The organism is Pseudomonas sp. B21-023, from assembly GCF_024749165.1.
GTDB lineage: Bacteria > Pseudomonadota > Gammaproteobacteria > Pseudomonadales > Pseudomonadaceae > Aquipseudomonas.
In genome coordinates this window covers 3,515,132-3,540,660 of sequence record NZ_CP087190.1, presented here as the reverse complement: position 1 = coordinate 3,540,660, position 25,529 = coordinate 3,515,132, and the positions used below count along the sequence as shown (strand labels likewise).

At 61.8% G+C, this 25,529-nt stretch carries 23 protein-coding genes; 6 read left to right on the top strand and 17 right to left on the bottom strand.

Annotated features, from left to right (window positions below):
• The first annotated feature begins 134 nt into the window (after window positions 1-134).
• Genes LOY42_RS15780 through qatC form a run of 3 tightly spaced genes read left to right on the top strand, consistent with a single transcriptional unit; the run spans window position 135 to window position 4,145 of the window.
• A complete protein-coding gene (locus LOY42_RS15780) occupies window positions 135-2,006 on the top strand; it encodes a P-loop NTPase fold protein (RefSeq protein WP_258598292.1) in 1,872 nt (623 codons plus the stop codon).
• A complete protein-coding gene (gene qatB, locus LOY42_RS15775) occupies window positions 1,987-2,880 on the top strand; it encodes a Qat anti-phage system associated protein QatB (RefSeq protein WP_258598290.1) in 894 nt (297 codons plus the stop codon). The genes LOY42_RS15780 and qatB overlap by 20 nt, the downstream gene beginning before the upstream one ends.
• Window positions 2,877-4,145 carry a Qat anti-phage system QueC-like protein QatC gene (gene qatC, locus LOY42_RS15770; protein WP_309475685.1) on the top strand — a complete coding sequence of 423 codons (1,269 nt, stop codon included), beginning with the start codon at window positions 2,877-2,879 and terminating at the stop codon, window positions 4,143-4,145. Before qatB ends, qatC begins: the two co-directional genes overlap by 4 nt.
• A gap of 45 nt (window positions 4,146-4,190) precedes the next feature.
• On the opposite strand, the gene LOY42_RS15765 is transcribed toward qatC, so the two are convergent.
• A complete protein-coding gene (locus LOY42_RS15765; protein WP_258598286.1) occupies window positions 4,191-5,282 on the bottom strand; it encodes an HNH endonuclease signature motif containing protein in 1,092 nt (363 codons plus the stop codon).
• 472 nt (window positions 5,283-5,754) lie between these two features.
• Here LOY42_RS15765 and LOY42_RS15760 point away from each other — a divergent pair, with 472 nt between their 5' ends.
• Complete coding sequence (locus LOY42_RS15760; RefSeq protein ID WP_258598284.1) at window positions 5,755-5,991, top strand: hypothetical protein; 237 nt, start codon at window positions 5,755-5,757, stop codon at window positions 5,989-5,991.
• Window positions 5,992-6,067: 76 nt separating this feature from the next.
• The gene (locus tag LOY42_RS15755) at window positions 6,068-6,376 is read left to right on the top strand and encodes a DUF3077 domain-containing protein (RefSeq protein ID WP_258598282.1); all 309 of its coding nucleotides are present in this window, start codon (window positions 6,068-6,070) and stop codon (window positions 6,374-6,376) included.
• Window positions 6,377-6,528: 152 nt separating this feature from the next.
• Here LOY42_RS15755 and LOY42_RS15750 read toward each other — a convergent pair whose 3' ends face one another.
• The 14 genes from LOY42_RS15750 to LOY42_RS15685 all read right to left on the bottom strand — a co-directional run bounded on the left by LOY42_RS15750 (window position 6,529) and on the right by LOY42_RS15685 (window position 21,343).
• Window positions 6,529-6,918 (bottom strand): hypothetical protein, encoded by a 390-nt coding sequence (locus LOY42_RS15750; protein ID WP_198754850.1) that lies wholly within the window; start codon window positions 6,916-6,918, stop codon window positions 6,529-6,531.
• The gene (locus LOY42_RS15745) at window positions 6,915-7,478 is read right to left on the bottom strand and encodes a hypothetical protein (protein ID WP_258598280.1); all 564 of its coding nucleotides are present in this window, start codon (window positions 7,476-7,478) and stop codon (window positions 6,915-6,917) included. Before LOY42_RS15745 ends, LOY42_RS15750 begins: the two co-directional genes overlap by 4 nt.
• A gap of 190 nt (window positions 7,479-7,668) precedes the next feature.
• Window positions 7,669-8,277, bottom strand: coding sequence for a His-Xaa-Ser repeat protein HxsA (gene hxsA, locus LOY42_RS15740; protein ID WP_258598278.1), 609 nt, complete (start codon window positions 8,275-8,277; stop codon window positions 7,669-7,671).
• Entirely contained in the window at window positions 8,274-9,503 is a 1,230-nt protein-coding gene (gene hxsC, locus LOY42_RS15735; RefSeq protein ID WP_258598276.1) for a His-Xaa-Ser system radical SAM maturase HxsC, read from the bottom strand. Before hxsC ends, hxsA begins: the two co-directional genes overlap by 4 nt.
• A gap of 5 nt (window positions 9,504-9,508) precedes the next feature.
• Window positions 9,509-10,996 (bottom strand): His-Xaa-Ser system radical SAM maturase HxsB, encoded by a 1,488-nt coding sequence (gene hxsB / locus LOY42_RS15730; protein ID WP_258598275.1) that lies wholly within the window; start codon window positions 10,994-10,996, stop codon window positions 9,509-9,511.
• The gene (hxsD, locus tag LOY42_RS15725; RefSeq protein WP_139671527.1) at window positions 10,993-11,292 is read right to left on the bottom strand and encodes a His-Xaa-Ser system protein HxsD; all 300 of its coding nucleotides are present in this window, start codon (window positions 11,290-11,292) and stop codon (window positions 10,993-10,995) included. Before hxsD ends, hxsB begins: the two co-directional genes overlap by 4 nt.
• Window positions 11,293-11,467: 175 nt before the next feature.
• Window positions 11,468-12,412 (bottom strand): carbohydrate kinase, encoded by a 945-nt coding sequence (locus LOY42_RS15720; protein WP_258598272.1) that lies wholly within the window; start codon window positions 12,410-12,412, stop codon window positions 11,468-11,470.
• A gap of 41 nt (window positions 12,413-12,453) precedes the next feature.
• On the bottom strand, window positions 12,454-13,944 hold the full coding sequence (xylB, locus tag LOY42_RS15715; RefSeq protein ID WP_258598270.1) for a xylulokinase: 1,491 nt from the start codon (window positions 13,942-13,944) through the stop codon (window positions 12,454-12,456).
• A 16-nt stretch (window positions 13,945-13,960) separates the two neighbouring features.
• The gene (locus tag LOY42_RS15710; protein WP_258598268.1) at window positions 13,961-15,436 is read right to left on the bottom strand and encodes a mannitol dehydrogenase family protein; all 1,476 of its coding nucleotides are present in this window, start codon (window positions 15,434-15,436) and stop codon (window positions 13,961-13,963) included.
• Between the two features lie 377 nt (window positions 15,437-15,813).
• Window positions 15,814-16,926, bottom strand: a complete 1,113-nt coding sequence (locus LOY42_RS15705) for an ABC transporter ATP-binding protein (RefSeq protein WP_258598266.1) — start codon at window positions 16,924-16,926, stop codon at window positions 15,814-15,816.
• A gap of 126 nt (window positions 16,927-17,052) precedes the next feature.
• The gene (locus tag LOY42_RS15700) at window positions 17,053-17,886 is read right to left on the bottom strand and encodes a carbohydrate ABC transporter permease (RefSeq protein WP_046856056.1); all 834 of its coding nucleotides are present in this window, start codon (window positions 17,884-17,886) and stop codon (window positions 17,053-17,055) included.
• 10 nt (window positions 17,887-17,896) lie between these two features.
• Window positions 17,897-18,820, bottom strand: coding sequence for a carbohydrate ABC transporter permease (locus tag LOY42_RS15695; RefSeq protein WP_139671513.1), 924 nt, complete (start codon window positions 18,818-18,820; stop codon window positions 17,897-17,899).
• Window positions 18,821-18,890: 70 nt separating this feature from the next.
• Window positions 18,891-20,201, bottom strand: coding sequence for a sugar ABC transporter substrate-binding protein (locus LOY42_RS15690; protein WP_258598263.1), 1,311 nt, complete (start codon window positions 20,199-20,201; stop codon window positions 18,891-18,893).
• 236 nt (window positions 20,202-20,437) lie between these two features.
• Window positions 20,438-21,343, bottom strand: coding sequence for an AraC family transcriptional regulator (locus LOY42_RS15685; RefSeq protein ID WP_139671506.1), 906 nt, complete (start codon window positions 21,341-21,343; stop codon window positions 20,438-20,440).
• Window positions 21,344-21,709: 366 nt separating this feature from the next.
• Between LOY42_RS15685 and LOY42_RS15680 the strand changes: the two genes are divergently transcribed.
• A complete protein-coding gene (locus LOY42_RS15680; RefSeq protein ID WP_102685025.1) occupies window positions 21,710-22,006 on the top strand; it encodes a DUF3077 domain-containing protein in 297 nt (98 codons plus the stop codon).
• Between the two features lie 82 nt (window positions 22,007-22,088).
• Here LOY42_RS15680 and LOY42_RS15675 read toward each other — a convergent pair whose 3' ends face one another.
• Both LOY42_RS15675 and LOY42_RS15670 read right to left on the bottom strand, forming a co-directional pair.
• Entirely contained in the window at window positions 22,089-23,768 is a 1,680-nt protein-coding gene (locus tag LOY42_RS15675; protein WP_258598261.1) for an alpha-keto acid decarboxylase family protein, read from the bottom strand.
• The gene (locus tag LOY42_RS15670; protein ID WP_139671503.1) at window positions 23,765-25,519 is read right to left on the bottom strand and encodes an FAD-dependent oxidoreductase; all 1,755 of its coding nucleotides are present in this window, start codon (window positions 25,517-25,519) and stop codon (window positions 23,765-23,767) included. The genes LOY42_RS15675 and LOY42_RS15670 overlap by 4 nt, the downstream gene beginning before the upstream one ends.
• Between the last annotated feature and the right edge of the window lie 10 nt (window positions 25,520-25,529).

The following is a 25,529-nucleotide window of genomic DNA, read 5'->3' as shown; positions in this document are numbered from 1 at the left end:
CGACCAACCTCAACGTAACGAAATTTTTCCACATCTCATTGCTCTCTTAGGTGGTGGCCATTGGCCAAGTGTAAAGGCTACTATGGTGCGTCGTTGCCATTGCTTCACGCTGAAGACGTCCAGGGAGGGTTTTCATGTGGGTAGATAATGAGACGGAAACAGACTTCTTAAATTTTTCTGGGGTCGCTGATACAGTCGCTGAGATCGTCTACCAAGCTGATGGCCGCCCAATTTCCATCGGTGTGTCTGGTGCGTGGGGCGCGGGCAAGTCGTCCATGATCAAGTTGATCCAGGCGTCCCTCAAAGATCCGCCCCAAGTCGAGGAGAAGCCTGCGAAGGACTTTGTATTCGTCGAATTCAACGCTTGGCTATACCAAGGCTATGATGACGCCCGCGCTGCCCTGATGGACGTGATTGCCACGCGTCTGGAAGCCGAGGCTAAGAAGCGCGCTAAAGGTCTAGATAAAGCTTCTGAGCTGCTTTCACGGGTAAATTGGCTCCGGGCTGCGAAGCTCGCCGGCAGCACAGCTTTGTCCTTTGCTACGGGAGTACCCGCGCCGGGCCTGCTAGGCGAGATCATCGGCCTTGTTGACCGAGTTCGATCTGGGCAGGTCGATCAGGATGCCATAGAGGCGTTGCACGATACCGCTGAAAAAGCCAAGTATGAGGCCGGTAAGCTATGGAGTAGCGCACCTGCCAAAAAGTCTCCGCCGAAGGAAATCCAGGCACTCAGGGATAACTTCGAGGCCATCCTGGAAGAGCTGGGGGTCACCCTGGTCGTGTTGATCGACGACCTGGATCGCTGCCTGCCTGAGACCACTATCTCCACGCTGGAAGCCATTCGACTCTTCCTGTTCCTGCGCAATACAGCGTTCGTTATCGCTGCGGACAACGAGATGATCAAGCACGCGGTGCGCAAGCACTTTAGCGGTGTGCCCGATGATGTCTTGGTGACCAGCTATTTCGACAAACTGATTCAGGTGCCGATTCGTGTTCCTCCCCTGGGTACCCAGGAAGTCAGGGCGTACATGATGATGCTGTTCCTGGAGAACAGTAAGCTGCCCAAAGAGGTCGTCGAAAAAATTCGAGTCCAGGTGCGCGGACAGCTTCGGACAACCTGGCAGGGCAACCGGGTGGATCGCGCTTTCATGCAGAGCTTGTATAGCAACTACCCCACAGACCTGATCGGCAAGTTCGACACCGCTGAGCGCCTGGCTGCAGTCATGACGTCTGCCTCGGGTATCCAGGGAAACCCTCGACTCATCAAGCGCTTCCTGAACGCCCTGTCTATCCGCATGAGCATCTCTCGTGCCCAAGGGGTGGGTGTAGACGAAGCGGTGCTGGTCAAGCTGATGCTTTTCGAGCGTAGCGGTAACCCAAAGGCGTACGAAGAACTGATGAAGGCCGTGGCATCCCACAAGGACGGTAAGCCCGTGCTGCTTGGTGAGTGGGAAGCTGATATGAAGTTGGGCAAAGCCCTAACGCTCCAGCAGCCTTGGGATCTTCCTTTCGTCAAAGAGTGGCTTGCCCTGCCTCCAGCTTTGGCAGACAAAGATCTGCGGGGTGCCATATACGTCAGTCGTGAGCATGCTCCGATCATCACAGACGAAGACCGACTGTCTTCGGAAGCTGCCGAGCTGCTTACCGCACTGCTCGCTACCCCTGACATGGCTGAGCAGCTCAAGGATAGGCTGGCACTCATAGCGCCTGTCGATATCAACGTGGTGATGGATCGTTTGCTAGACAAGGCAGGTGCTGAGCAAGAGTGGGGAGTACCTGACATCCTGGAGGCCTTGCTCGTAGTCGGACGACTTGATGCTCAGCAGGGGCTCCGACTGGCTGCGTTTCTGAAAGCTCGTCCGCCGGCACAAATCCAGGCGGGCATTGTGCCGAAGCTTACAGACGAGGCTTGGGTGAAGTCAGTGTACGAATTTTGGAAGACGGCTGAAGTCAGTCCGCCGGTGAAGGCTGCAATAAGGAAGTTTGATGGGAACCTCACAAAATAACGATCCGCCTGGCAAGGGCCTACCGTACGTACCACCTTGGACTCCTCCGCTGCCTCCTGTGCCGCCAAAGCCGCCCGAGCCACCGGAGGTAGATCCACAAGATGACGGGCCATCCGAGCCAGATAAGGACGAGACCGAGAATGGTAGTGACCAAGCCGATGACCCAAGACAGGTACCCCTGGCACCTTCACCCTTAGCACCTCCTGCACGATTCAAGGGGGCGCGGCGGGGGCTCGGTGACTTCGCAAACAGCGGTAATCGCAATAGCTTACGCAAGAGCCTGCGGGAATATGTGCGCCATGGATATGGTGGATCAAAAACCACCACGGCTCGCTTTGGAGGCACCGCGTCGATCGCCGGGGTCTTCGGTAATGCGCTTGAGTCGGTCGCTGATGGCAGCCAACAAGCCGGCCCCGGTGTACTTGACCGAGTCCTTTTGAAAGGTCGCTCTGCCTCCGAAGTGATGGATGCGCTGGTTGAAGCCGTGCGCCCAGTAGACGGTACTCAGGATGCGGAGGCTGAGCGTGCCTCGATCCGTGGCTCGCTATCCGATGTTCTTGTGCGTTACCCAGACGCTGACCTACTCAACCTGTCAGCCGAGCAGCGGGCGTTTGCGATTGAGCGTTTCACAGCGATGGACGTCTTCCATCGGTACGAGCTCGATATGTGCAAGACGATCCAGGAAAAAGCGCCTTCAGCATCCGTCGCAATGCGTCGCTTGAAGGAGATCAAGGACTACATCAAAGAATGCGTGAGCGCGTCGTTCCGCAAGATCGCAAACGCCAGAACGCCCTTGACTACTGGGAGAATTTCTCAGGTTGTTACCCAGGCGCTGCAGGACACCTTTGAAGTCTTTGAGGGGTACGTAGAATGAGGTTTGTGTGCGGTCCAGCTGGATTCACGGTGCCGGGTATGGATGGCGCCATGCAAGTGGTGATCTACGGTAAAGCGGAGGATGGGCAGGTCAGCGTTGGTGGCTATGCTCGGGAACTGCTAGATAGGGCCCATTTGGAAATCAGCCCTCAAGCCTGGGACTTTCTGAGTATCGCGCTTTCAGTGGTGGCTGCTGATTTCACTGATCTGAGAGCAAAAAGTGCTGATGCCTGGACTCGCCAGATCAGCCTTGAAATTGCTGTGCTGGATCCGGTGTTTTGGAATGCGCAGGCTCGTGCCTTGGAGGCGGCGTTGCGGTTCCTCACAACGGATCAGTGGACACTGGCTTTTCACCCTGGTGGTTTTGAGCCGCCGGCACAGATGCAGGTACTGCATCCTGTTGAAGATTCGGTGGTGCTGCTCTCTGGTGGTCTAGACAGCTTGATTGGCGCAATTGACCTGGTCGAACAGGGGGTGAAACCCTACGCAGTGAGCCAGATTGTTCGAGGCGATGGTGAGAAGCAGGATCTGTTCGCACAGAGTCTTGGTTTGAACCGGATCGGTCTCAACCACGTGGCCAGGTCGCCTGGGCAGCAAGAGCCGTCCCAGCGCGCGCGCTCGATCGTATTTTTGGCATTTGGCCTAGCCGTAGCGACTTCGCTCGATCGCTACCATCGTGGCGAGACCGTGCCGCTGTATATCTGCGAGAACGGGTTCATCGCCATCAATCCACCGCTGACCATGTCCCGGGTCGGTAGCCTGAGCACTCGCACTGCGCATCCCGAATACTTGGGGCGGCTCCAACAGATTTTTGATGCTGCTGGCATCAACGTTCAGATTCGCAATCCCTATGCCTTGGTCACGAAAGGCGAAATGATGGTGGACTGCAAAAATCAGGATTTGCTCAAGCAGCATGCTGTGTCATCCACCAGTTGTGGGCGCTTCCAGCGGTTCGGCTATAAACATTGTGGTCGCTGCGTTCCGTGCCAAGTGAGGCGAGCATCGTTCAAGCGCTGGTCAGAGCTCGATGACGATACTTGGTACGTCTACGACAACCTCAACCAAGATGACCTGCAGCACGGGAGATTCGAAGACGTGCGCTCGGTGGGTATGGCGTTGGCAAACGTGGCTCAAAATGGCTTCGAGGAATGGCTTGGCCACAGCCTCTTTTCTCCCTTTATCCATGATCGCCAGGGGTACAGTCAGATGCTCGCGCGAGGGCTGGATGAGCTTGGCGTTTTGCACCGTGATTATCGGCTGATCTAGCCGAGTGACACGTGCCTCTAGGTACCGGCAGTGTTGTCAATCAACTTAGCCTTCAATTGCATTAAGTCGCTGCTTCAACTGCTCATTAAGCGACACACCATGTACACCTGAGTGAATCTCGCGATGACAGGATGGGCACACAGCACCTACGTACCGAGGGTGGTCGAGGCCACCGTCGGAGAGCCGATTCACATGATGCGGCTCCAGGTATGGGGTTCCATCTTTCTTAAAAAAAGGAGCTGGCTTGTCACAGCTTTCACATAAGCCTTTGGCACGCATGAGGACGTAGTGAGCGACCTTTCGGCTGCGCTGGTAAATTTTGCGCTGTGCTGATTGGTCCATTGCATTCGTTACCGGCTTACAGGCAGCCAGAGCAGCTATCCGAGCCGCAGCTAACGAATCTGCGAGTTCAACCTTTGTCTCCAACTCAGTTTCGATATCCAGCTCTGGAATGCCCACAGGTACCAATCTGAATACAAGAGCAGTACGATCCTCGCCATCAACATCCGGCTGGGTTCGTTCAAAGACATCGGCGCAGCAGAACTCACCTATGTAGCGATTACCTTTTCCTTTGCCGAGCGATTGGAACAGATGAAGTGCACGACCTGTCTCAGCATGCTCAGCGACAGCTCTGTTGCCACGGTTCAATCTCATAGGCCCACGCTTCCCTTCACCGGTGTAGAGAAACGCACCGTTGTCCCAGCTGTCGGCATAGCCGTATTGCTCGCCACTATCACCTGTAAACAAGAAAATCGTCGGGTAGGTAGCAGATGCCGCTATGCCACTCTGCCGGCTACCCCCGAATGGTCCGTTGATTTCAGTCACGCGATCGTAAATGGCCCCAGGCTCAAACATCAGGACTGGTTCTAGACCAGTGCTCTGCAGCTCGATGATGGTAAATCCACGCTTTTCTAAATAGTGGTTTGTGAGGTGTCCGCCTGGGAATTGGCTAACTGCGATGCCGGTAGCTAAGGAGACTATTTTCTTTGCCGGGTACGATGTACCCCCTACAGCAATCGCGTAGCGGTGGGCAGGGTTTGTCTCCCAACCAAGCCACTCTCGTTTTCCTCTAAAATCGCGGTCAAATTCCAGCAAAGCCTCGTCAATACGTTCCTTCGATACAGCTTTGATCGCCACGTGCGCTGCCCTTTGTCGCCGATGTTTGTAGGAAATTTCCCCATCGTCGCCAAAGTGATCAAACGGTTCAAGAAAAACTGGCAAAGCGCCACTGCGATCGTAGCGTCCGCGCGAGAGTTCGTATGCGTTTCAGGTCCATATTCGTTGTGGCAGCAGGCGTGCCCAGGGTCTACGGAATCGGATTTTCCCTCTTCCTTGTAGTCCGTTTCCGAAACATACTTCTACCCCCTTACAGCCCGTTGCAGCCGCTGCATCACCCATCTAGTCTCGCCAAGTCGCTGCCAATTCAGCGACCGGTTTTGACAGACCGGGAAGATAGTAACGCGCGTGCATAGCCGTCTATGGTGGCTGTACGTGGGGCACTTCGGTGCGCCGGTTTCCTATTTTCCCGGTCTGTCAACCCGCGTACAGCTGCCACCTTTCTGTTTGACAGCAGAGAACGGTAGCTCCATTTGAAAATAGGAGCTCTACCATGCTGAAAATAGTCCCCGATCCACCCCTACAAAACAAATACACCACCCACACCCTCGAAGACCTTCTGGTCCAGATCTCCGAATACCTCGTCTGCGCCTTGACCGTCAGCCAGCAGACCGTCCTGCTCCACGCCAAACCGCCAGGCCAGGTCCTGACCCTCGCCGCCATGCACGAAATCGACAGCGCCCGCACCCTGGTGGAAGTGGCGCTGAGCCGCCTGCAATCCCGGCACTGACCTGGCGAGCCTGGGCTCGCACTTGATGTTCACCGATCAGGCCCCGCGCCGTTCGCGGGACCGCAGGAGGAATGGTATGGATAAGGAATTGCAAATCCCGCGCATCAAGAAACTTGCCACTACCGGCGTCGGGCATTTCGGCGAAGGCGCGCAGGTGAGTGTGCAAGACCCGCTGTTCCGCGTGGTGGAGGGGCATCCGCTGGACCATGCGGTGGAGCAGGCGACCGTGCTGATGTGTGCGGCGCACAAGATCAGTGATCTGGCAATGGTGGAGACTGATCATCTGCTTACGCTGCTGACGGCGGTGCACTACCTCAGTGGCATGGCCAAGGCGTTGGCCCAGGATGTGAATCATGGGTTGATGGTTGGGCGGGGGGCTGAGTAGGGGAAGGGTATCTGGCTGGGGGCTTGGTTGTCTGGGCGGGCGCTATCGCGGGGCAAGCCCGCTCCCACGAGTTAGCTCATACAAGTTCGTTCATACAAATCCGCGCCCACAAGCCCGATCCCACAGGCCTGCTTCCACGTTTCGCCAAGCTGCTATGGCGCCAGGTTCACGCCGTTACAGCGCCCCTTGGTGGCGAAATCGTTGATCTGCCGCGCCTTGTTCACCGACATCAGGATCGTGCAGCCGCCAGGATGAGCCACGTCGTCCCAGTAGTTGGTATGGACCATCACGTTGCCTTGCATCTCGGCGGTGCTGCCGACCACCTCCTTTTGCACGTAGGTGGTATCGCGGTACCAGCCCAACTGCACCCCAGCGCCACCGGGCAACGGCTCCATGCGCATGGGCGGGCCGAAGAAGTCGATGGCCTGCTTGGCGTCGCGCCCTTGCCATTGGTTGCCCGCCATCAGCTCCGGCAGGGTCGGGATGCAGCCGGCCAGCGCAGGCAGCAACAGGCCAAGGATCAGCAGATGGCGTGTGCTCATCGTGGGGTGTTCGCCAGCATGTCGTCCAGCTCCTGCACCGCCTGGCTGTTGGCCTGCACGCCAATCAACTGGATGAACATGGCCTGGATGGTGGCGACCATCTTCGCCGCCGGCATCTTGCCGATCGACAGCATCTGGTTGCGCGCGCGGTTATCGGGGGCGCAGACGAAGGCGAAGGTGCGCTGCAACCAGTAGTCCTTTGGTGCGACCCAGTCTTTGGCGTTGGTTTTCACATCGCGCACGGCGCCGTCGAAGCGACGTATCGCCCGGGCGCTGTCCAGGCGGATCTGGCGCTGTTTGCATTTGACCTGCACCTCGTAGGCGGCGAGGGTCGGGAAGGCCGGGTCTTCGAACAGCTGCATGACCTGGGCCGATTGCACGCCACCGGGCTTTTGCAGGATGCCGGCGGCATCGGCGACGTACACCTCGTTGTGCAGGCGTTCGCCTTTGCCGTAGATGATCCAGTAGTCGCCTGAGGCGGGTGCGGCCAGGGCCGGGGTGCTGCAGGTGAGGGCCAGGGTGGCCAGCCATTGGCAGAGGGGTGGAAGTTTGTGACCCATGGAGTCCTTTCCTGGTTTTTGTAATCCAGAGGGGACTATACGAGCGCTGGGTGAGTAGGGTCGATTAGGGCGCTTGTGCTAATGGCCAAGCGCCTTTAGGCGCAGTAATCAGAACCTGCCGCGAACGGCTTGCATTGGGACTCACCGGTTGCTAGAGCGAGTTCGCGGTGGAGTCTTAACCTGACGAAGTTTATGGAATCTTGATCCCCAGGGAATTGAGAGTGGGTGTATCCATCCTGCCATTCACGGTCAGTGCGCTATCCATTTGGAAGGCCATCAACGCGCCACGAGTAGCCTTGCCCATGACCCCATCAATTGTGCCTTGATAGTACTGGCGAACCATCAGTGCAGTCTGTACGCGCTTGACCAGGTTGCTTTTCTGTTCGTTGGTCGCACGTGTCTTTGACGAAGCCGGGCTCGCTCCGGGAACTGTGCCGGACGACTGATAAAGGCTATTGCTACCTGAAGTACTGTGTGAGGTACTCGGCGCACTGTAGCTCCGCGTGCTCGTTGCGGGCGGACTGTAGTAGCGAGGCGCGCTATAGCCACCGGACCCGCTGTAATGGGAACTGTGGGAGCTATGGGACCGATGTGAGCTGTGCGAGCGATGTGCCGCATAAATGTTCACTGCGTCTGTGGCATTGAGCGTATCGGCAAAGACTGGAGGCTGCAGCTTGTCGTTCGGTTGCCAGTTCGCATCGGCAAGCGGTGTATGGCCCGCCTGTGCCAATGTGGTACCAGCCATCGGCAACAAGGTGATGCCACTGATCAGGATTTTCCAGCGGTCAAGCAATTTCACTGTGCACTCCTTGCATAGGCGCTAAAGGCCTCGGTCGATAGTTGTCGTACGCCGCGGCTCTGCCAGCGGTCAGTGTAGGATTTGAAGAACCCTGAGCAATGTTTGACGGCAGCGCATTGCTGACAGGTATCGATGAACAGGTTTTTCCAGTCGGAGATGCTCTGGCGGGCGAATCGTGAGAGGTGGGGTGGGATCAAGCACAGGGGCAGGTTGTAGATCGAAACCGGCATCCCACGGTTGAAGAGGAAATAGGCGGTTTGGCTCAATGCCTCTTGATAATCTAGCGGGTCAATCCACAACTCCTCATAGTGCTTTCTGGCCAGACCAGTACTTTCGATACCCATCAACGCAACGTGCCGTACGAAGGGGAGGTTCCTGAACACGTAATGGGCTAATTCAGGCAAGCGTGGTGTGGTCAGGCGACTGAGTACCACGCGTATCTCAATGATCTGGTTAGCGCGTGCGAGGTTATAGAGTCCTTGCACGGTTTCGCTGAAGGCGCCCGGGGCCTGAACTACATGGTCATGGTCGACTGCGTTGTCGGCATACAGCGGAATGCCCCAGCTCAGCTGGGGGTGGCCTAGGGCCGCGAGGGCTGCGATCCAGCTTGGATCTTTGAACAGCCGTCCATTGCTGAGCACGTGTACGGACTTCTGTGGCAAAACGGTTTTGCACTTGGCCAGAATCTCAAGCAGGCCATCACGATAAAGTGTGGGCTCTCCGCCGCTGATCCCCAGGTTTTCCTTGCCTGCATCCATCAGGTCGATCAGTCGAAGGTTTTCCTCGATATGCCAGCGGTCATCGATATCTTTAGGCGGTTGCGAGCACATCAGGCAGAGGCTGTTGCAACGATCCGTCATGAACAGCAGGTTACTGTCTGACCCGCGTCGATAGAGCACTCTTACCAATGCATTGCCAGGGGTAATGGCAATGACATCGCCAGGTTGAACGACATCCGGATCTTTGGGGGAATGCAGGTGTAGCCTGCCGTTGTCGAAGGGGCTAGAGAGTGACCCTGGGGTCAGGAAGCCGCCCACTGGCAATGAAACCAGATGTGGATTTCGCTCAAGATCTTCGTTGGGTAGCCAGAGTAGTAAATCATTGAATTGCGCGGTACCGGCGCAAACTGCGACTCCTTGCTCAATGAACTCATCCAGGGTGATGACCTTGAGCAGCTTTGGTTCATGCAGGTATTGAATTTCGAAGTGGGTATCTTTGCGCAGCATCGTCCTTAGCCCCTGTAGCCTGGGAAGCGAACATCGCTGTATGAGCGCCTGTTCAACCAGGACAGCAGTACCCTTTGGACGTTGTCATCTCCGTCGCGAAGCAAGGCGAACAAGTGCTTTAACAGCCCCATGTTCTTCTTGCAGAAACTGCTGAACAACCGGTGTCCGATCGGATCACCTTGGCGAGCATAATGTTCGACCGGGTCTGCGCCGCAGTAGGGAACCAATGCGCAATCCGAACAGCCCGGCAATGCCTCCGCGACGCCACTGGCAAGTAGCGCCTCCATAACGGGTGAGGCCAAAAGTTCTGACAAGGGTTGCTGGACTGTGCCCAACCTTAAACCGTCCTCGCCCATCTCCAGCAGCATCCGAGCCTCGTCCGACGGGTAGACGTAACCGTCATAGTTGTAGACCAGCGCCGCTGTACCCGCGCCGGCGGGTGAGCGCAGGTCGACATAGCCGGATGAGAAGGGCGTCAGGATGTTCTTCAGCAGCAAGCTGGTGTAGCTCTCCGACAGGTAGGTCCCTTGCTGGTTGATCTTCAGCATATAGGCCAGCGCCTTCGTGTAGAAGGTCAGGTACTGCTCAATCGGATAGTCAAGGCGATGTGCACTCTTGGAAGCAAACCCGTAAGGGCTGAGAGGTCGAAGTGAAATGCTGGAAAAACCCTGCTTTACGTATTCGTCGATGATAGCTTCAGGCTGTTCAAGGCTTCGAGAGGTCAACGTTGTCAGCGCGGAGACTGCGTCGTGTCCAAGATGCTCCCGGACCCGTTTGATGCCTTCCACGGTGCGCTCGTAAGAGTCCCGTGAAGGTGTCGGGCGGTTGGCATTGTGCAAGGGCGCCGGTCCATCGAGGGAAGTCGAGAACTGGATGCTGTGCTGTTTTGCGAAGTCGAGTACTTCGTCCGTCAGGTGGTGCAGCGTTGTGGTTATGACGAACTGAATATCCCGTTGCTCGACTAGGTTTCGTGTAGCTACCCATTCGACAATCTGGCGTACACGTTCGAAGGCCAGAAGTGGCTCGCCGCCCTGGAACTCTACCGTCAGCGCGGGAGCGTTCGATTCGAACAAGCGATCAACGGCAGCGAGTGCATCCGCTTCCGATAAGTCATGGCCCGAGCCACCCAGCGGTGCGCGCGAAACTTGGCAGTACTGGCAGGTGTGGTTACAGCGTAGCGTTACAACGAACAAGTGCAGGGCTGGCCCCTGGAAAAGAAAGTCCTTGCGGCTGCGATACTGCGCCGCCATTTCGGGAAAAGGATCGTGGCGTGTCGGTTCGTAGATGAAATGGCGAGCTAGCAGGTCCTTGTAAAAAGATGTGCCTGCTTCTATGTCGAAGTAACTGAGGGCCCGTAACTGCGCGTCGTCCACGTACAGATACTCGCCTGTATCGGAGGTGAGCAAAATGTCCGGGTCATTTGCGGTGTTCAGGCGCATGAAGCGAAAGGGCAGCAGACGGTAGCCGTTAGCGTCGGTCGCAATCAATGTCACCGCGAAACCCCGCATCCAGCAAGCGCTGCTCGAGCCAGCACCTCACGCAACCCAGCTGTCTCACGATTGATGTGATCACGTAGGGCAAAGTCATTTAAATGCTGGAGGATCAGCGAATGTGCCTGCTCCTGAGGCAGCATGACTTTCGTTTTAGCAGGGAAGGCAGTGAGGCTGATCTGGTCAGCTTCAATGCCGATCTGAATCGCGACTGTGTCAGCCAAGGCGTAAGCGGTTCGTTGCACCACGCTGAGGGAATAGGCTGCGCTGTCGAGTTTCAGAATGACTGGCCATGTCATTGGAACCGGTCCTTCAAATCCATTGGGGATGTATGGATTTTGCCGGCTAACGAGGCATAGTGCCATCATATTTTTTACATTTGCATACATTTAGTCAGGATTTTGACGGGCGGTATGGGAAAAATGATGAGAGTGGGAAGCGTTGTATGAAAGCTTCCCAGCCCATGTATGATCCTCAGAATGTCGGTGGTAGTTCATGCTCAAAGGGCAGGTTCGGGCCTGTTCGGGAGCAGGTGATTGCTGCGGCATGGATTGCGTAGGCGAGGATTGAATCGATGGTTTTATGGGGGAGCGTCGCCACACCGGTTGGGCTGTCTGCTCCTAGGCGAGCCAGGTAGGCGAGCACGGCGGCTTGGAAGGTGTCACCGGCGCCTACGGTGTCGCTTACTGGCAACGAGGTATCTGCTGGGCGCTGCCATGAGCCATGTGCGCAATGCACGCTGGCTCCATCTGCTCCATGGGTGATGAAAACCAGTCGGCAGCGCTCGTTGAGCCAGCCACGGGCCACGTCACGAGGCTCCCGGCCTGGGTAGAGCAAGGCGATGTCTTCCTCACTGGCCTTGATCACATGCGCATGCCCGGCAAACGCCTCGACCTGCCGCCGCCACAACGCCACATCCGGCTGCGGATTAAGCCGTACATTCGGATCAAGGCTGATCAGTCGCCGGTCCCGCTCGCGCTCCACCAGCGCCATCAGCGTATCGGCCACGGGCTGCACCACCAGGGTGTACGAGCCCACATGCAACCCCCGCACACGCTCATCCAGCAGCGGCAGATGCTCCAGTTTCACCTGCCGATCCGCACACCCTTCACCGCGAAACTGATACTGCGCCGAGCCATCGGCATCCAGCCCGACCATGGCCAGTGTGGTCGGCGCATCGCTGGTCACCACATAGCGGCAGTCCACCCGTTCCTCTTCCAGCACCCGGCGTAGCCGAGCACCGAGGTAGTCGCTGGACAACCCGCCAAACAACGCCGACGCCACGCCCAACCGGCGCAGGCCGACGGCCACGTTGAACGGCGATCCGCCGGCAATCGCGGTAAACCCCAGCTCGCTGCTGCGGGTGCTGTTTTCCAGGCTGAAGACATCGAACAGGGCCTCGCCACACACCAGGTACATGCAGTTCTCCAGAGCGATAGATAAGGGCAGGATACCTGTGCTCAGTGCGCAGGCAGTTGATCCCGGTAGCGTTGATAGGCGACCTCGTACTCGGCCTGTTGCGCCGGGCGGGGCAGGGTGCGGGTGCTTTCGTCGAGGGCGACGCAGCGTTTGCACAGGGTTTCGAGGCTGTCGCCCTGGCCCAGCTGGCGGCCGAGGCTCCAGGCGGCCTGGATCGCGGCGCCGAGGGCGGCGGCTTCGGTCTGCTGGGGGCATACCACTGGCAGGCCGAGCAGATCGGCCAGTGTCTGGCGCCACAGCGGGCTTTTCGCCGCGCCGCCGACCAGGCGGATTTCGCTGCCTGGCAGGCCGCTGGCGCGCAGCAGGTCGAGGCCGTAACGCAGGCTGAAGCCGGTGCCTTCGAGCACGGCCCGGCAGAGGTTGGCGCGGGTCAGGTTGGCGCTGGTCATGCCGTGCAGGCTGGCCGTGGCTTCGGGCAACGCGGGCACGCGTTCGCCGTCGAAGAAGGGCAGCATCAGCAGGCCGTCGGCGCCGATCGGGGCTTGGGCGGCGAGCTCAGTGAAACGGTCAAGGTCGAGTTCCAGCAGGTCGCGCACCAGGGCGCAGGCGCTGGTGAGGTTCATGGTGCAGATCAACGGCAACCAGCCGCCGCTGGAGGCGCAGAAGGTCGCCACTTCGCCCTGGGCGCTGACGTGGGGCTGGTCGGCGTGGGCGGCCAGAGTGCCGGAGGTGCCGAGGCTCAGGGTGATCATGCCGGGGGCGATATTGCCGGTGCCGATGGCGCCGAGCATGTTGTCGCCGCCACCAGTGGCTACCCAGGTCTGTGGGCTCAGGCCGAGGGCAGTGGCAGCCTGTGCGCGCAGGGTGCCGAGGCAATCGCCGGATTCGACCAGTTCAGGCAGCGCAGCCAAAAGACGCTCGCCGGGCTCGATGCGCTGAAGGACATCAGGCGCCCAGGTCCTGCGGCGCACATCGTAGTAGCCGGTGCCGGAGGCGTCGCCGGGCTCAGTGCAGACGCGACTGGTCAGCCAGTAATTCAGGTAGTCGTGGGGCAGCAGGATATGGGCGAGGCGGGCGAACAGTTCGGGATGTTTACGCTTGGTCCACAGCAGCTTGGAAATGGTATAGCCCGGCGCGATCACCAGCCCGAGGCGTTCAAGCGAGCCTTGGGCGCCGCCGAGTGCATCGAGCAACTCCGCGTTCTCGGGTGCGCTCTCGGTGTCGCACCAGAGCTTGGCCGGGCGCAGCACCTGGCCTTGGGCGTCGAGCAGCACCAGGCCGTGTTGCTGGCCGGACACCGCCACTGCGCGAATGGCCTGGCCATCCACACCGGCTTCGCGCAAGGCAGCGGACACCGCCGTGCGCAGGGCTTGCAGCCAGTCGGCCGGATCCTGTTCGCGCCGGCCATCGCGACCTTGGGGCGGCGCATGGGCGGCGCTGCCCAGGCCCAGCACCTGGCCGCTGCCGGCGTCCAGCACCAGGGCCTTGGTGCCTTGGGTACCGCAGTCGATGCCGAGGAACAGTCCGTCCATTTCGAAAGCCTCCGTGTCAGTCGCCGAGGACCTGGCGCAGGGTTTCACTCACGCCGATTTCGCGCAAGCTGTCGTACAGGCGCTCGAAGGCGCTGACGAAGGCTTTGGACGCGGGGATCGCCGTGCCGAAGATCGCCTCGTCGCCGAGCACCCGGGCGGCCAGGCCGTCGCGCTGTGCTACTCGGGCCTGGCAGTCGGCGGCGCGGGGGTCGGGGATGCTGTAGCGGGTGCCCTGTTCATCCTCGCCGCGCAGGTACAGGGCCCAGGCGGCCACCACCAGGGCCACGCGCTCCAGGGGCTTGCCGTCGGCGATCAGGCGGTTGGCGGTGGGCACGATGAACTTGGGGAACTTCGACGAGCCGTCGGAGCACACGCGCTCCAGCTGGTCGGCGATGGCGCGGTTGGCGAAGCGCTCGGTGAGGCTGTGCTTGTAGCGCGTCAGGTCGATGCCCGGTACCGGGGCCAGTTGCGGGGTGACGTCCTGGTCCATGAAGGTGCGCATGTAGCGGTGCAGCAGCGGGTCGGCGAGGGTTTCGTGGACGAAGCGGTAGCCTTGCAGAAAGCCCAGGTAGGTGAGGGCCAGGTGGCTGCCATTGAGCAGCTTGATCTTCATTTCTTCATAGGGCGTGACGTCGTCGGTGAACTGCACGCCGACCTGCTCCCAGGCCGGGCGACCGGCGACGAACTTGTCTTCCACCACCCATTGCAAGAACGGCTCGCACACCACCGGCCAGGCATCGTCGACGCCGTGGCGCTCGAGCAGCTGCTGACGGTGGGCGGGGCTGGTCATCGGGGTGATGCGGTCGACCATGGCATTGGGGAAGCTGACGTGGCCGTCGATCCAGCGGGCCAGGTCGTGGTTCTGCAGGTGGGCGAAGGCCAGCAGGGCCTTGCGGGCGACGTCGCCGTTGTGCGGGAGGTTGTCGCAGGACATCACCGTGAACGGCCCGCTGCCGGCCTCGCGGCGGCGGCGCAGGGCTTCGCAGAGGAAGCCGAACACGCTCTGCGGGGCTTGTGGGTTGGCCAGGTCGTGCTGGATCTGCGGCAGGTCGGCGCGGAATTCGCCGGTGCTGTCGTCGATGCAGTAGCCGCCTTCGGTGATGGTCAGCGAGACGATGCGGATGGCGGGTTCGGCGAGTTTGGCCAGCAGCGTTTCGGCGCCGTCCTCGGCCAGCAGCATGCCGTTGATCGCGGCGATCACGCGGACCTGGGTGTCGGGCTGGTCGCCCAGTTCGAACAGGGTGTAGAGGTGGTCTTGCGCGGCCAGGGCATCGCGCATGGCGCGGTCTTCGCGGCGCAGGCCGGCACCGCAGATGGCCCAGTCGAGGCCTTCGCCCAGGTTCATCAGGGCATCGGTGTAGGCGGCCTGGTGGGCGCGGTGGAAGCCGCCGACGCCGATGTGCACGATGCCCTGGCGCAATTGGCTTGGGTCGTAGCTGGGGCGGGCGACCGAAGGGGGGAGGTGGTCGAGGTTGGGGGTGATTAGTTTCATGCTGGGGGCATTCCTTTCGAGGTCGTAGGCCGTTGAGGCTGTTGATCGCGTGATGGCGACGAGGTGCTTGGCGGTAGTTTTGTAGCGCTCTCGAGATCGAGCGCCGCCCGCGCGGCGCATCGCTGGCAAGCCAGCTCCCACATCTGTTTCGGGCCAGTTCCTTCTGGTCCATCTCCACTGTCCGCCTTGTTTGTACGACGCGGTTTCAGCATTGGCGCTGATGCCGCACCACCAGACTTGAGACATGCACCAAGGCGGACAGTGGAGACCTCACAGGATTGACTGGCCCGAAACAAATGTGGGAGCCGGCTTGCCGGCGATGCGCCGCGCGGGCGGCGCTCGATCTCATAGGCGCCACAACCCTCTCGGCGAACACCTCAGGCCACCTTCTGCGAGCGCTTGTCGATCGCCTGCCCATTGCTATCAAACAAATGGCAATGGCCCGGATCAAAGCCCAACTCCAGCCCCTCACCAAACCCCGGCGCAAAGTCCCCGCGCACGCGCACGGTGAGCATCTCGCCGGACGCGGCACGCACATGGCAGTAGCTGTCGCTGCCCAGCCGCTCGCTGACATCGGCCGTCACCTGCAGCGAGCCCGGCGTGCCCTGGCACACCGGGCTGATGCTCAGGTGCTCGGGCCTGATCCCCAGGGTCACCTGGCTGCCGGTATGCAGCTCGCCCGCGCACAGCGGCAGGACGATGCGCGCACCGCATTCGAGTGCCACCTCGCACTGGCTGCCCTGGTTACGGCTCAGGTGTCCGCGCAGGAAGCCCATCTTTGGCGTGCCGAGAAAACCCGCGACGAACAGGTTGGCCGGATGGTGGTACAGCTCCAGCGGCGAGCCCACTTGCTCGATGCGTCCGCCGTTGAGCACCACCACCTTGTCGGCCAGGGTCATGGCCTCGACCTGGTCGTGGGTCACGTAGATCATCGTCGCCGCCAGCTCCTGGTGCAGGCGCGCCAGCTCCAGGCGCATCTGCACGCGCAGGGCGGCGTCGAGGTTGGACAGCGGCTCGTCGAACAGGAAGATCTTCGGGTTGCGCACGATCGCCCGGCCGATCGCCACCCGCTGGCGCTGACCGCCGGACAGCTGGCGCGGCTTGCGTTCGAGCAGCGGTTGCAGCTCGAGGATGCGCGCGGCGTTGTCGACCTTGGCGGTGACCTCGTGCTTGGCGACGCCGGCCAGGTCCAGGGCGAATGACAGGTTCTTGCGCACGGTCATGTGCGGGTACAGCGCATAGGTCTGAAACACCATGGCCAGGTCGCGCTTGGCCGGGGCGGTGTCGGTGATGTCGGCGCCGTCGAGGGTGATGCTGCCGCTGCTGACCTCCTCGAGGCCGGCGATCAGGCGCAGCAGGGTGGACTTGCCGCAGCCGGAGGGGCCGACGAACACCACGAACTCGCGGTCGCGCACGTCCAGGTCGATGCCCTTGATGATGGCGTGGCCATCGAAGCCTTTGTGCAGGTTGCGGATTTTCAGGTCAGCCATGGCTAGTCACCTCTGTGGTGGCCGGTTGATTGAATGAGGGTCTGTGGGGATCACTGGCTTGCAAAGGGGCCGCTTTGCGGCCCATCGCTGGCAAGCCAGCTCCCACAAGGGAATTGCGAAGCCAGGTCATTTCACAGCCCCGAAGGAGAGCCCGCGCACCAGCTGCTTCTGGCTGATCCAGCCAAAGATCAGGATCGGCGCGCAGGCCAGGGTCGAGACGGCCGAGAGCTTGGCCCAGAACAGCCCTTCGGGGCTGGAGTAGGAGGCCACCAGCGCGGTCAGCGGGGCGGCGGCGGACGAGGTCAGGTTGAGCGACCAGAACGCCTCGTTCCAGCACAGGATCAGCGACAGCAGCAGGGTCGAGGCCAACCCGCCCCGGGCGATCGGCAGCAGCACGCGGACGATCTCCTGCCAGGTGCCGGCGCCATCCAGGCGCGCCGCTTCGAGGATGTCCACGGGGATGTCCTTGAAGTAGGTGTACACCATCCACACCACGATCGGCAGGTTGATCAGGGTGTAGACGATGACCAGCGCCAGGCGCGAATCAAGCAGGCCGAACTGCTTGGCCAGCAGGTAGATCGGCATCAGCACGCCCACCGGCGGCAGCATCTTGGTCGACAGCATCCACAGCAGCGTGCGCTTGGTGTGGCGGGTTTCGAAGAAGGCCATGGAGTAGGCCGCCGGCACGGCGATGAGCATGCACAGCAGGGTCGCCGAGAACGAGATCAGCACCGAGTTCCAGGCGTAGGCGAAGTAGTCGCTGCGCTCGTTGATGTGCAGGTAGTTCTCCAGCGTCGGCGCGAAGATGAACTGCGGCGGCGTGGCGAAGGCGTCCAGCTCGGTCTTGAAGCTGGTCAGCAGCATCCAGAAAATCGGGAAGAAGATCACCAGGGCGATGGCCCAGCACAGCAGGCCGAGCAGGGCGTTCTTCAGGGTGCGGGTTTGCTTGAGTGTCAGCATGGCGGGCTCCTCAGCTGCGCGCGGTGAGGTTCTTGCCGATCATGCGAACCAGCACGATGGCGGCGATATTGGCGATCAGCACGGCGATCAGGCCACCGGCCGAGGCCATGCCGACGTCGAACTGCAGCAGCGCCTGGTTGTAGATCAGGTAGGCGAGGTTGGTGGACGCGTATCCGGGGCCGCCGCTGGTGGTGGTGAAAATCTCGGCGAATACCGACAGCAGGAAGATGGTCTCGATCATCACCACCACGGCGATGGGCCGCGCCAGGTGCGGCAGGGTCAGGTGCCAGAAGATCGCCAAGGGGCCTGCGCCGTCCAGGCGCGCGGCTTCCTTCTGTTCCTGGTCCAGCGACTGCATGGCGGTCATCAGGATCAGGATTGCGAACGGCAGCCACTGCCACGAGACGATCAGGATGATCGACAGCAGCGGGTAGTGCGCCAGCCAGTCCACCGGTTGCGCGCCGAACAGGCGCCACACGGCGGCGAGGATGCCGGACACCGGGTGGAAGATCAGGTTCTTCCACAGCAGCGCGCTGACCGTGGGCATGATGAAAAACGGCGAGATCAGCAGTACCCGCACCACGCCGCGGCCCCAGAACTCGCCGGCCTCCAGCAGCGCGGCGATCAGCACGCCGAGCACCACGCTGATCGCCAGCACGCTGCCGACCAGGGTCAGGGTATTCAGGGCGCCGGGCACGAAGCCCGCGTCGGTGACGAAGAAGGCGAAGTTCTCCAGGCCCACGAACTGGTTTTCGCCGGGGTACAGCAGGTTGTAGCGGATCAGCGAGAAATACAGGGTCATGCCCAGGGGCACGATCATCCACAACAGCAGCAGCGCCACCGAAGGGCTGACCAGGAACCAGCCGGGGCCGACGCGGCGTTTGCCGGGGCGCGCGGTGGCGAGGCTCGGGGTGTCGAGGGCCGATGTGTTCATGGCGACTCCGTGTGCGGCAAAAAGGGGCGGTCACCGCGCCGGGGTTCGGCGCGGTTGGTGGCGGTAGGGGTTACTTGGGGTAACCGGCGCGCTTCATCTCGCGTTCGGTGGACTGCTGGGCGGCAGCCAGCACCTGCTCCACCTTCATTTGCCCGGTGAGGGCGGCGGCGAACAGCTTGCCGACCTGGGTGCCGATGGCCTGGAACTCGGGGATGGTCACCAGCTGGATGCCCACGTAGGGCACGGGCTTTAGGGTGGGGTGGTTGGGGTCGACGCGCTTGAGTGATTCGAGGGTGACCTTGGCGAATGGCGCGGCGGCCAGGTACGCGTCGCTGTAGGTCGAGGCGCGGGTGCCGGGCGGCACGTTGGCCACGCCTTCTTTCTCGGCCACCAGCTTGCCGTAGGCCTCGGAGGTGGCCCAGGTGGCGAACGTTCTGGCGGCGTCCTTGGATTTGGAACTGGTGGGGATCGCCAGTGCCCAGGAATACAGCCAGGTGGCGCCCTTGTCGGTGACTTCCTTGGGCGCAAAGGTGAAGCCGACCTGGTCGGCGACCTTGCTCTGGGTCTTGTCGGTGACGAACGAGCCGGCGACGCTGGCGTCGACCCACATCGCGCACTTGCCGCTGTTGAACAGCGCGAGGTTTTCGTTGAAACCGTTGCTGGAGGCGCCGGGCGGGCCGTATTGCTTGAGGGTGTTCACATAGAAGTTCAGCGCGTTCTTCCACTCGCTGCCGCTGAACTCGGGTTTCCATTGCTCATCGAACCAGCGCGCGCCGAAGGCGTTGGCCACGGTGCCGATCAGCGCCATGTTCTCGCCCCAGCCGGCCTTGCCGCGCAGGCACAGGCCGTACTGGCCCTGGTCGGGCTTGTTGAGCTTGGCGGCGAACTCACCGAGCTGGGTCCAGGTCGGTTGCTCGGGCATGCTCAGGCCGGCTTGCTGGAACAGGTCCTTGCGGTAGTAGGTGATCGAGGCTTCGGCGTAGAAGGGCAGGGCGTACAGCGTGCCATTGGCCGAGAGGCCGTTGCGTACCGAGGGGAACACGTCGTCGAGGTTGTAGTCGGCGGGCAGGTCGGTCATCGGTGCCAGCCAGCCCTTGGCGCCCCACAGCGCGGCTTCGTACATGCCGATGGTCAGCACGTCGAACTGGCCGCCCTGGGTGGCGATGTCGGTGGTCAGGCGCTGGCGCAGCACGTTCTCTTCGAGCACCACCCACTTGAGCTGGATGTCCGGGTGCTGCTGTTCGAACACCTTGGCCAGGCGCTGCATGCGGATCATGTCGTTGTTGTTGACCGTGGCGATGGTCAGGGTGTCGGCGGCCTGGGCATGCAGCGGCAGGCTGAGGCAGGCGGCGGCCAGGCAGGCCTTGATCGAGTCGTTCATCAGTGAACTCCCTTATTGTTTTTGTATCGCTCGGCGCTGATTACACCCGTGCACGGCGATGCCGACAAAGCCTCGCCTGCACCTTGGCTGATACTTTTTTGCAGTGCTTGGACAGAGGCCGATGCGCGCCCCATCGCCGGCAAGCCGGCTCCCACAGGGATGGCGCTGGCTTGAAGGCGCTGCGGTCGGGGTGGGAGCCGGCTTGCCGGCGATGGGCTGCAACGCAGCCCCAAGGCTCAGGCGCGGTTCTGCTCGGTCAGCCGCTGGGTCACCAGGCTGCGGTAGTCGGAAGGGGTCATGCCCTTGAGTTGCAGGAAGCGCCGGTTGAAGTTCGACAGGTTGCTGAAGCCCGATTCGAAGCACACCTCGGTCACCGGCAGCTCGCCCTTGGCCAGCAGCTCGCACGACTTGCTCACCCGCAGCCGGTTGACGAACTCGACGAAGCCGCGCCCGGCAGCTTGCTTGAAAAACCGCGAGAAGTAGGTCGGCGTCATGCCCAGGTGCTCGGCGACCTGGTTCTGGGTCAGGTCCTGGGCGTAGTGCTGGAAGATGTAGTCCACCGCCCGGTTGATGCGCTCGACGTTGTGTTCGTCGGCCAGCTGCGAAGAGGTCACGGTGGACAGCAGTTGGTAGTCCTCGCAGGCGGCGAGCTGTTCCATGAGGATAAAAAAGTATCCCAGGCGGGTCATGCCGCGGCTGTCGGCGATGCGTTGCAGCAGTTGGCGGCTCTCGTTGATCAATGCCGGGTCGCGGAACTCGATGCCATAGCGCGCCCGGGCCAGCAGCGGGGCCAGCTGGTTGAGCTCGGCGAACACCTGGCTGCCGTGTTCAAGTACCTGGTCGGTGAAGTTGACCAGCATGTCGCGCTTGCCCACCACCTCGTCGGGGCCGACCTGGCTGATCCAGTTGTGCGGCAGGTTGGGGCCGGTGAGGAACAGCGTGTCGGGGGCGAAGTTGCCGATGTAGTCGCCGATGAACACCTTGCCGGCGCTGGCCACGATCAGGTGCAGCTCGTATTCCTTGTGGAAGTGCCAGCGCACCAGCGGGCTGGGGAAACCGTGCTGGCGGTAGATCAGCGAGGCGCCTTCGTGGTCGTCCATCAGCTCGTAGGACGGGTCGGTGACTTTACTTGTTCTGGGCATGGCGGTGACTGGGCCTGGAGGGGCGAGGTGTCATCCTAGCCTGAAGTGGCGAAGCAGGGCAGCGCACAGTTCTGTAGGTGCGTGCCTTGCGATGGACTTATGCGGCCGCTTGCTCAGGCAGATTTTGTAGGTCCTACAGCCATTCTTCCGTTGTTCGTGTAGTCCTTTTCCTAAAGGTACCTTTTCCACTCGCCGGGCCGTTGTAGCGAGTGGGTAGGCCCTTTAGTCTCGCCCTGCTCGTCGTGTTTCGCCGTCCGGGGTTGGCCGGGCCTTTGGGCAGAGCGCCGCGCAAGGATCGCGCGGTTTGGCCCGCTGGCCCCGGGCGGTGAGACGCGGCGGGCTCTTTCATTTTTCAGGGGGTGGGTCATGGACAAGGACGAACAAGCAAAGGGCAGCGGCGAACTGAAAATCGTCAGCCTGGTCGGCCGTACCCGACGCCGGTCGGTACGCGACTGGGTGCAGGCGATACCGGGGTTGCCGACGGCCGAGGTGCTGCAGGAAACGTCGATCATCCTGGGCTGTATCACCGCGCTCACGTACCAGGCGTTGAGCCAGCCGAAACAGGCACAGACGCTGATGCGCGCAACGTACTACCTCAGCGGGATGGCCAAGGCGATGATCGACGGGCAGTTGCCGGCAAGCAAGGAACAGGGTGACAGTTGAGCAGCGCTGCAAACGCAAGAGCCGCTTTCGAGCAATCGAAAGCGGCTTTTTGTTTACTGCAGGCAAGCGATCAGCCGTGCAATCAACTTACCCCGGCCAACCGCTTGATCTGCTCGGCGAAGTCCTTCTCGGCAATCTTCACCTCCACCAGTACTGGCCGCTGCACCACCATCAGCAACTGCGGCAGCAAGCGCTCCAGCTCGTCCACCGTTTCCACCCGATACCCCAGCACGCCATACCCGCTGGCCAGCGCGGTGTAGTCCAGCGCTGGCAGGGTATCGAATGGCGCGAATTCACCTTCGGGCGTGAACGCATCAGGGTCGACGAAGGCCTGCTCGATCGCATATACCTGGTTGCTCATCACGAACACCACGGCATTGACCCTGTTGCGCGCCAGCGCCGCCAGCGACTGGCTGACCATCATGAACCCGCCATCACCGGCCACCACCACCGGGCGCCGGCCACTGCCCAGCGCCACGCCCAGGGCGCAGCCGGTCTCGTGGCCGAGCGAGCCCCAGATGGCATCGGAGATGAAGCTGCCGCGGGGCATGCCGTTGATGTTGCTGGCCACGTACAGCGACGAGCTTTCGCCGAGGATCAGCGTGCTGGTCTGCCACAGGCGATGCTCCTGGGCGAAGTTCACCAGGCTGTCGAAGAAGCTTGCATAACTCAGCGCGCTGGGCACCGCGCCGCTGCCCAGCAGCGGGCGCGAGGCGGCCAGGGCCGTGCCTGGGCGGGGGAACTGGGTGTCCACCTTCAGGGCCTTGAGCAGGGCGTCGACATAGTCGGGCAGGCGCACGTTGGGATAGTAGTCGGCGCCGGCGCGGGCCAGCTCGCAGTTCACCTGGACGATTTCGCCATAGCGGGCCTTGAGCAGGTCCAGGTAGTCGTCGGTGAAGATCACGCCGATGGCCAGGATGCAGTCGCAGGCATCCACCTGGGCTGATGTTTCCGGGCGCGAGGCGGGGCCGGCGTAGGTGCCGATGAACGGCGCCTGGCTTTCGTCGAGCACGGTCTTGGCGTCGAGGGTGGTGGAGAAGGGCAGGCCGCAACTGTCGATCAGGCGTTGCACGGCGTCCTGCAGGCCGTAGCGGATGATTTCCACGCCCAGCAGCACCAGCGGCTGGCGCGCCGTGGCCAGACGTTGCACGGTGGCCTCGACCAGGCTTTGCAAGGCTTGGGGGTTGGACGGACGCGGGGCTGGGGTCAGCTGGCCGTGGGGGCGGCTGACCTCGGCGCCCCAGATGTCCTGGTAGGCTTCCAGGTAGATGGGCTGGCGGTGGGTGAGGGCGGCGATCAGCGCGTTGTCGATCTGCCAGGGCGCGCGGTGCGGGTCGGCGAGGATCTCGCAGGCCACGGTCACCTGCTCCAGGACGTTGCGGTCGGCCTCGAAGTTGCCGGTGGAGTGATGGAACAGCACGTTCTGGGCATTGGCCTTGAGCCGGTCGCTGGTCGAGGGGCTGGCGGAGATCACCACCACCGGGTTGCGCTCCACATAGGCGCCGGCGATGGCGTTCACCGCGCTGAAGGTGCCCACGCCGTACTGCAGCGACACCGCGCCCAGGCCGTGCACCCGGGCGTAGCCGTCGGCGCTGTAGGCGGCGCCCATCTCATAGACTTCGCCCACGGCGTCGATGCCGTCGAAGGCGTCCAGCGCGCTCATGAACCTGGAGCAATAATCCCCCGGCACCTGGAACACCTTGTCCAGGCCCAGCTCCTTGAGCCGGGTCAGCAGGTAGTCGGCCACGGTGAAGGTGCTCATGGCTTGACCCCCGCGCAGATGGCCTGGGTGATTGCTTCGAGCACCTGCGGCGCGTGGCCGGGCATGGGCGGCGTGGCGTAGTCGATCTCTTCCGGTGCCGGGGTCGGCAGCAGTTGGTAGGAGGCCGGCAGCCAGTTGGGGCGCGGCAGTTCGAAGAACTCCTGCAAGGCGGACTCGGCGGTGGTCAGCGCGCCTTCGACCCAGCCCTGGCCATAGGAATAGGCCTCGCCGACGATGAACACCTGCTGGTCCTTAACCGGGTGGCGCATCTTCTGGATGATCAGGTCCAGGCGGTAGTTGGCCTTCCACTCGTGCCAGCCGCCACCGTAGGGGTCGGCGTCCCAGGCGTGGTACACGGCGCTGTAGGGTGCCGGCAGCTCGACCTGGGCGTGCAGCTGAGTGACCTGGCGCTGGGCGATGCGCACCATCTCGTCGCTGATCTGGAACTGCGTGCGCGGCACCACCGCGTCACTGGCGATGCGCCCTTCGAGGCTGCGCGGGGTGTAGCCGATGAATTCGGGGCCGTCTTCCAGGCCTTTCCAGAACGGTACGGTGCCGATGTCGTTGTAGGAGGCCATCAGCAGCGAGTTGAAGGTGTTCTCGCCACCTGCCTGATCGCACTCCGTGCCCATGTAGTAGCACTGGCGGATCGGCAGGTCGGTGACCGAGCGCCCGGCCACCAGGCCCAGGTTGCGCCACCAGGGTTGCTCGTAGGCCAGGAACAGCTTGAACGCCGACTGCACCAGCACCGAGCCGAGGTTGTCCTTGAGCCACGGGTCGTCGAACAGCGGCGAGTCGATCAGCTCCAGCGCGCGGCGCGGCAGGGCGAGGATCACCTGGCGGGCGTGGACGATGTCCTCGCCTTCGAGGTCGTGGGTCTTGCCGTTGACGGTTTCGGTGTGGCGCAGGTGCAGGCGGTAGGGGTACTCGGTGTCGTCGCTGTAGCTCAGGGCGGCCAGGCGGCGGTTCATCTGGATGCGCTGGTCGGCGGGCACCAGGCCGCCGGCCTGTTCGCTGAAGCGCTGGGCCAGGGTCAGCGGCAGGCTCTGGAAGCCATCCTTGAGCGTGCGGAACACGGTGGCGTCGCTGTATTCGGTGGCGGGCAACTGGGTTACCGCGCTGGCGTTGGCGACGTTGGCCTCGTAGCCACCGGCGTCCTTCATGAACTGGTAGCCCTCGTTGCTCAGCACGCGGTAGAGCAGGTCCCAGAAGCCGTAGCGCCAGATCGGTTTGCCGAACACCTGCACCTGCATCTGCTCGGCCAGGCTCAGCTTGTCGAAGCCGGGGTAGATACTGTTCATCACGTTGACCTGGAGGTCTTCGGGGTTGTAGCCGCGCTCGGTCCAGCCCAGGTCGTAGGGAATCTTGTGCGGCGCCTCGACGAAGTCGCGGAAACGGAAGCGCTGGCCGCGCAGGTAGAACAGGTTGTCCTGGGCGCCGATGGGGGCGTTCTTGGGCAGTTCGTTGCCCATGGGGAAGTCCTTGCTCGGCAGGCCCAGGTGCTGCACCAGCGTGTCGACCATCACATGGCCGTCGGCGCCGGGCATGTAGCGCATGCCGCCCACCTCGGCGACCACGTTGGGCAGGCCGGGCAGCTTGACGCTGAACAGCCGCCCGCCGATGCGGTCGCCATATTCGAATAGCTGGATACGCTGGCTGTCGCCGTGGGCCTGTTGCAGGCGCCAGGCGCTGTAGGTACCGGAGACACCGCCGCCGATGATGGCGACGTCCAAGGGTTGGGGCTGGCTCATCGCAAATTCC

What these genes read in the sequence shown, in the direction of transcription:
- hxsD (WP_139671527.1), bottom strand. Translation starts at nt 11,292, where the DNA reads ATGACATGGCCAGTCATTCTGAAACTCGACAGCGCAGCCTATTCCCTC.
- LOY42_RS15705 (WP_258598266.1), bottom strand. Translation starts at nt 16,926, where the DNA reads ATGGCTGACCTGAAAATCCGCAACCTGCACAAAGGCTTCGATGGCCAC.
- xylB (WP_258598270.1), bottom strand. Translation starts at nt 13,944, where the DNA reads ATGGACGGACTGTTCCTCGGCATCGACTGCGGTACCCAAGGCACCAAG.
- LOY42_RS15700 (WP_046856056.1), bottom strand. Translation starts at nt 17,886, where the DNA reads ATGCTGACACTCAAGCAAACCCGCACCCTGAAGAACGCCCTGCTCGGC.
- qatB (WP_258598290.1), top strand. Translation starts at nt 1,987, where the DNA reads ATGGGAACCTCACAAAATAACGATCCGCCTGGCAAGGGCCTACCGTAC.
- LOY42_RS15745 (WP_258598280.1), bottom strand. Translation starts at nt 7,478, where the DNA reads ATGGGTCACAAACTTCCACCCCTCTGCCAATGGCTGGCCACCCTGGCC.
- LOY42_RS15685 (WP_139671506.1), bottom strand. Translation starts at nt 21,343, where the DNA reads ATGCCCAGAACAAGTAAAGTCACCGACCCGTCCTACGAGCTGATGGAC.
- hxsC (WP_258598276.1), bottom strand. Translation starts at nt 9,503, where the DNA reads ATGCTGCGCAAAGATACCCACTTCGAAATTCAATACCTGCATGAACCA.
- LOY42_RS15710 (WP_258598268.1), bottom strand. Translation starts at nt 15,436, where the DNA reads ATGAAACTAATCACCCCCAACCTCGACCACCTCCCCCCTTCGGTCGCC.
- LOY42_RS15780 (WP_258598292.1), top strand. Translation starts at nt 135, where the DNA reads ATGTGGGTAGATAATGAGACGGAAACAGACTTCTTAAATTTTTCTGGG.
- LOY42_RS15760 (WP_258598284.1), top strand. Translation starts at nt 5,755, where the DNA reads ATGCTGAAAATAGTCCCCGATCCACCCCTACAAAACAAATACACCACC.
- LOY42_RS15680 (WP_102685025.1), top strand. Translation starts at nt 21,710, where the DNA reads ATGGACAAGGACGAACAAGCAAAGGGCAGCGGCGAACTGAAAATCGTC.
- LOY42_RS15755 (WP_258598282.1), top strand. Translation starts at nt 6,068, where the DNA reads ATGGATAAGGAATTGCAAATCCCGCGCATCAAGAAACTTGCCACTACC.
- LOY42_RS15695 (WP_139671513.1), bottom strand. Translation starts at nt 18,820, where the DNA reads ATGAACACATCGGCCCTCGACACCCCGAGCCTCGCCACCGCGCGCCCC.
- LOY42_RS15690 (WP_258598263.1), bottom strand. Translation starts at nt 20,201, where the DNA reads ATGAACGACTCGATCAAGGCCTGCCTGGCCGCCGCCTGCCTCAGCCTG.
- qatC (WP_309475685.1), top strand. Translation starts at nt 2,877, where the DNA reads ATGAGGTTTGTGTGCGGTCCAGCTGGATTCACGGTGCCGGGTATGGAT.
- LOY42_RS15720 (WP_258598272.1), bottom strand. Translation starts at nt 12,412, where the DNA reads ATGTACCTGGTGTGTGGCGAGGCCCTGTTCGATGTCTTCAGCCTGGAA.
- LOY42_RS15675 (WP_258598261.1), bottom strand. Translation starts at nt 23,768, where the DNA reads ATGAGCACCTTCACCGTGGCCGACTACCTGCTGACCCGGCTCAAGGAG.
- LOY42_RS15670 (WP_139671503.1), bottom strand. Translation starts at nt 25,519, where the DNA reads ATGAGCCAGCCCCAACCCTTGGACGTCGCCATCATCGGCGGCGGTGTC.
- LOY42_RS15750 (WP_198754850.1), bottom strand. Translation starts at nt 6,918, where the DNA reads ATGAGCACACGCCATCTGCTGATCCTTGGCCTGTTGCTGCCTGCGCTG.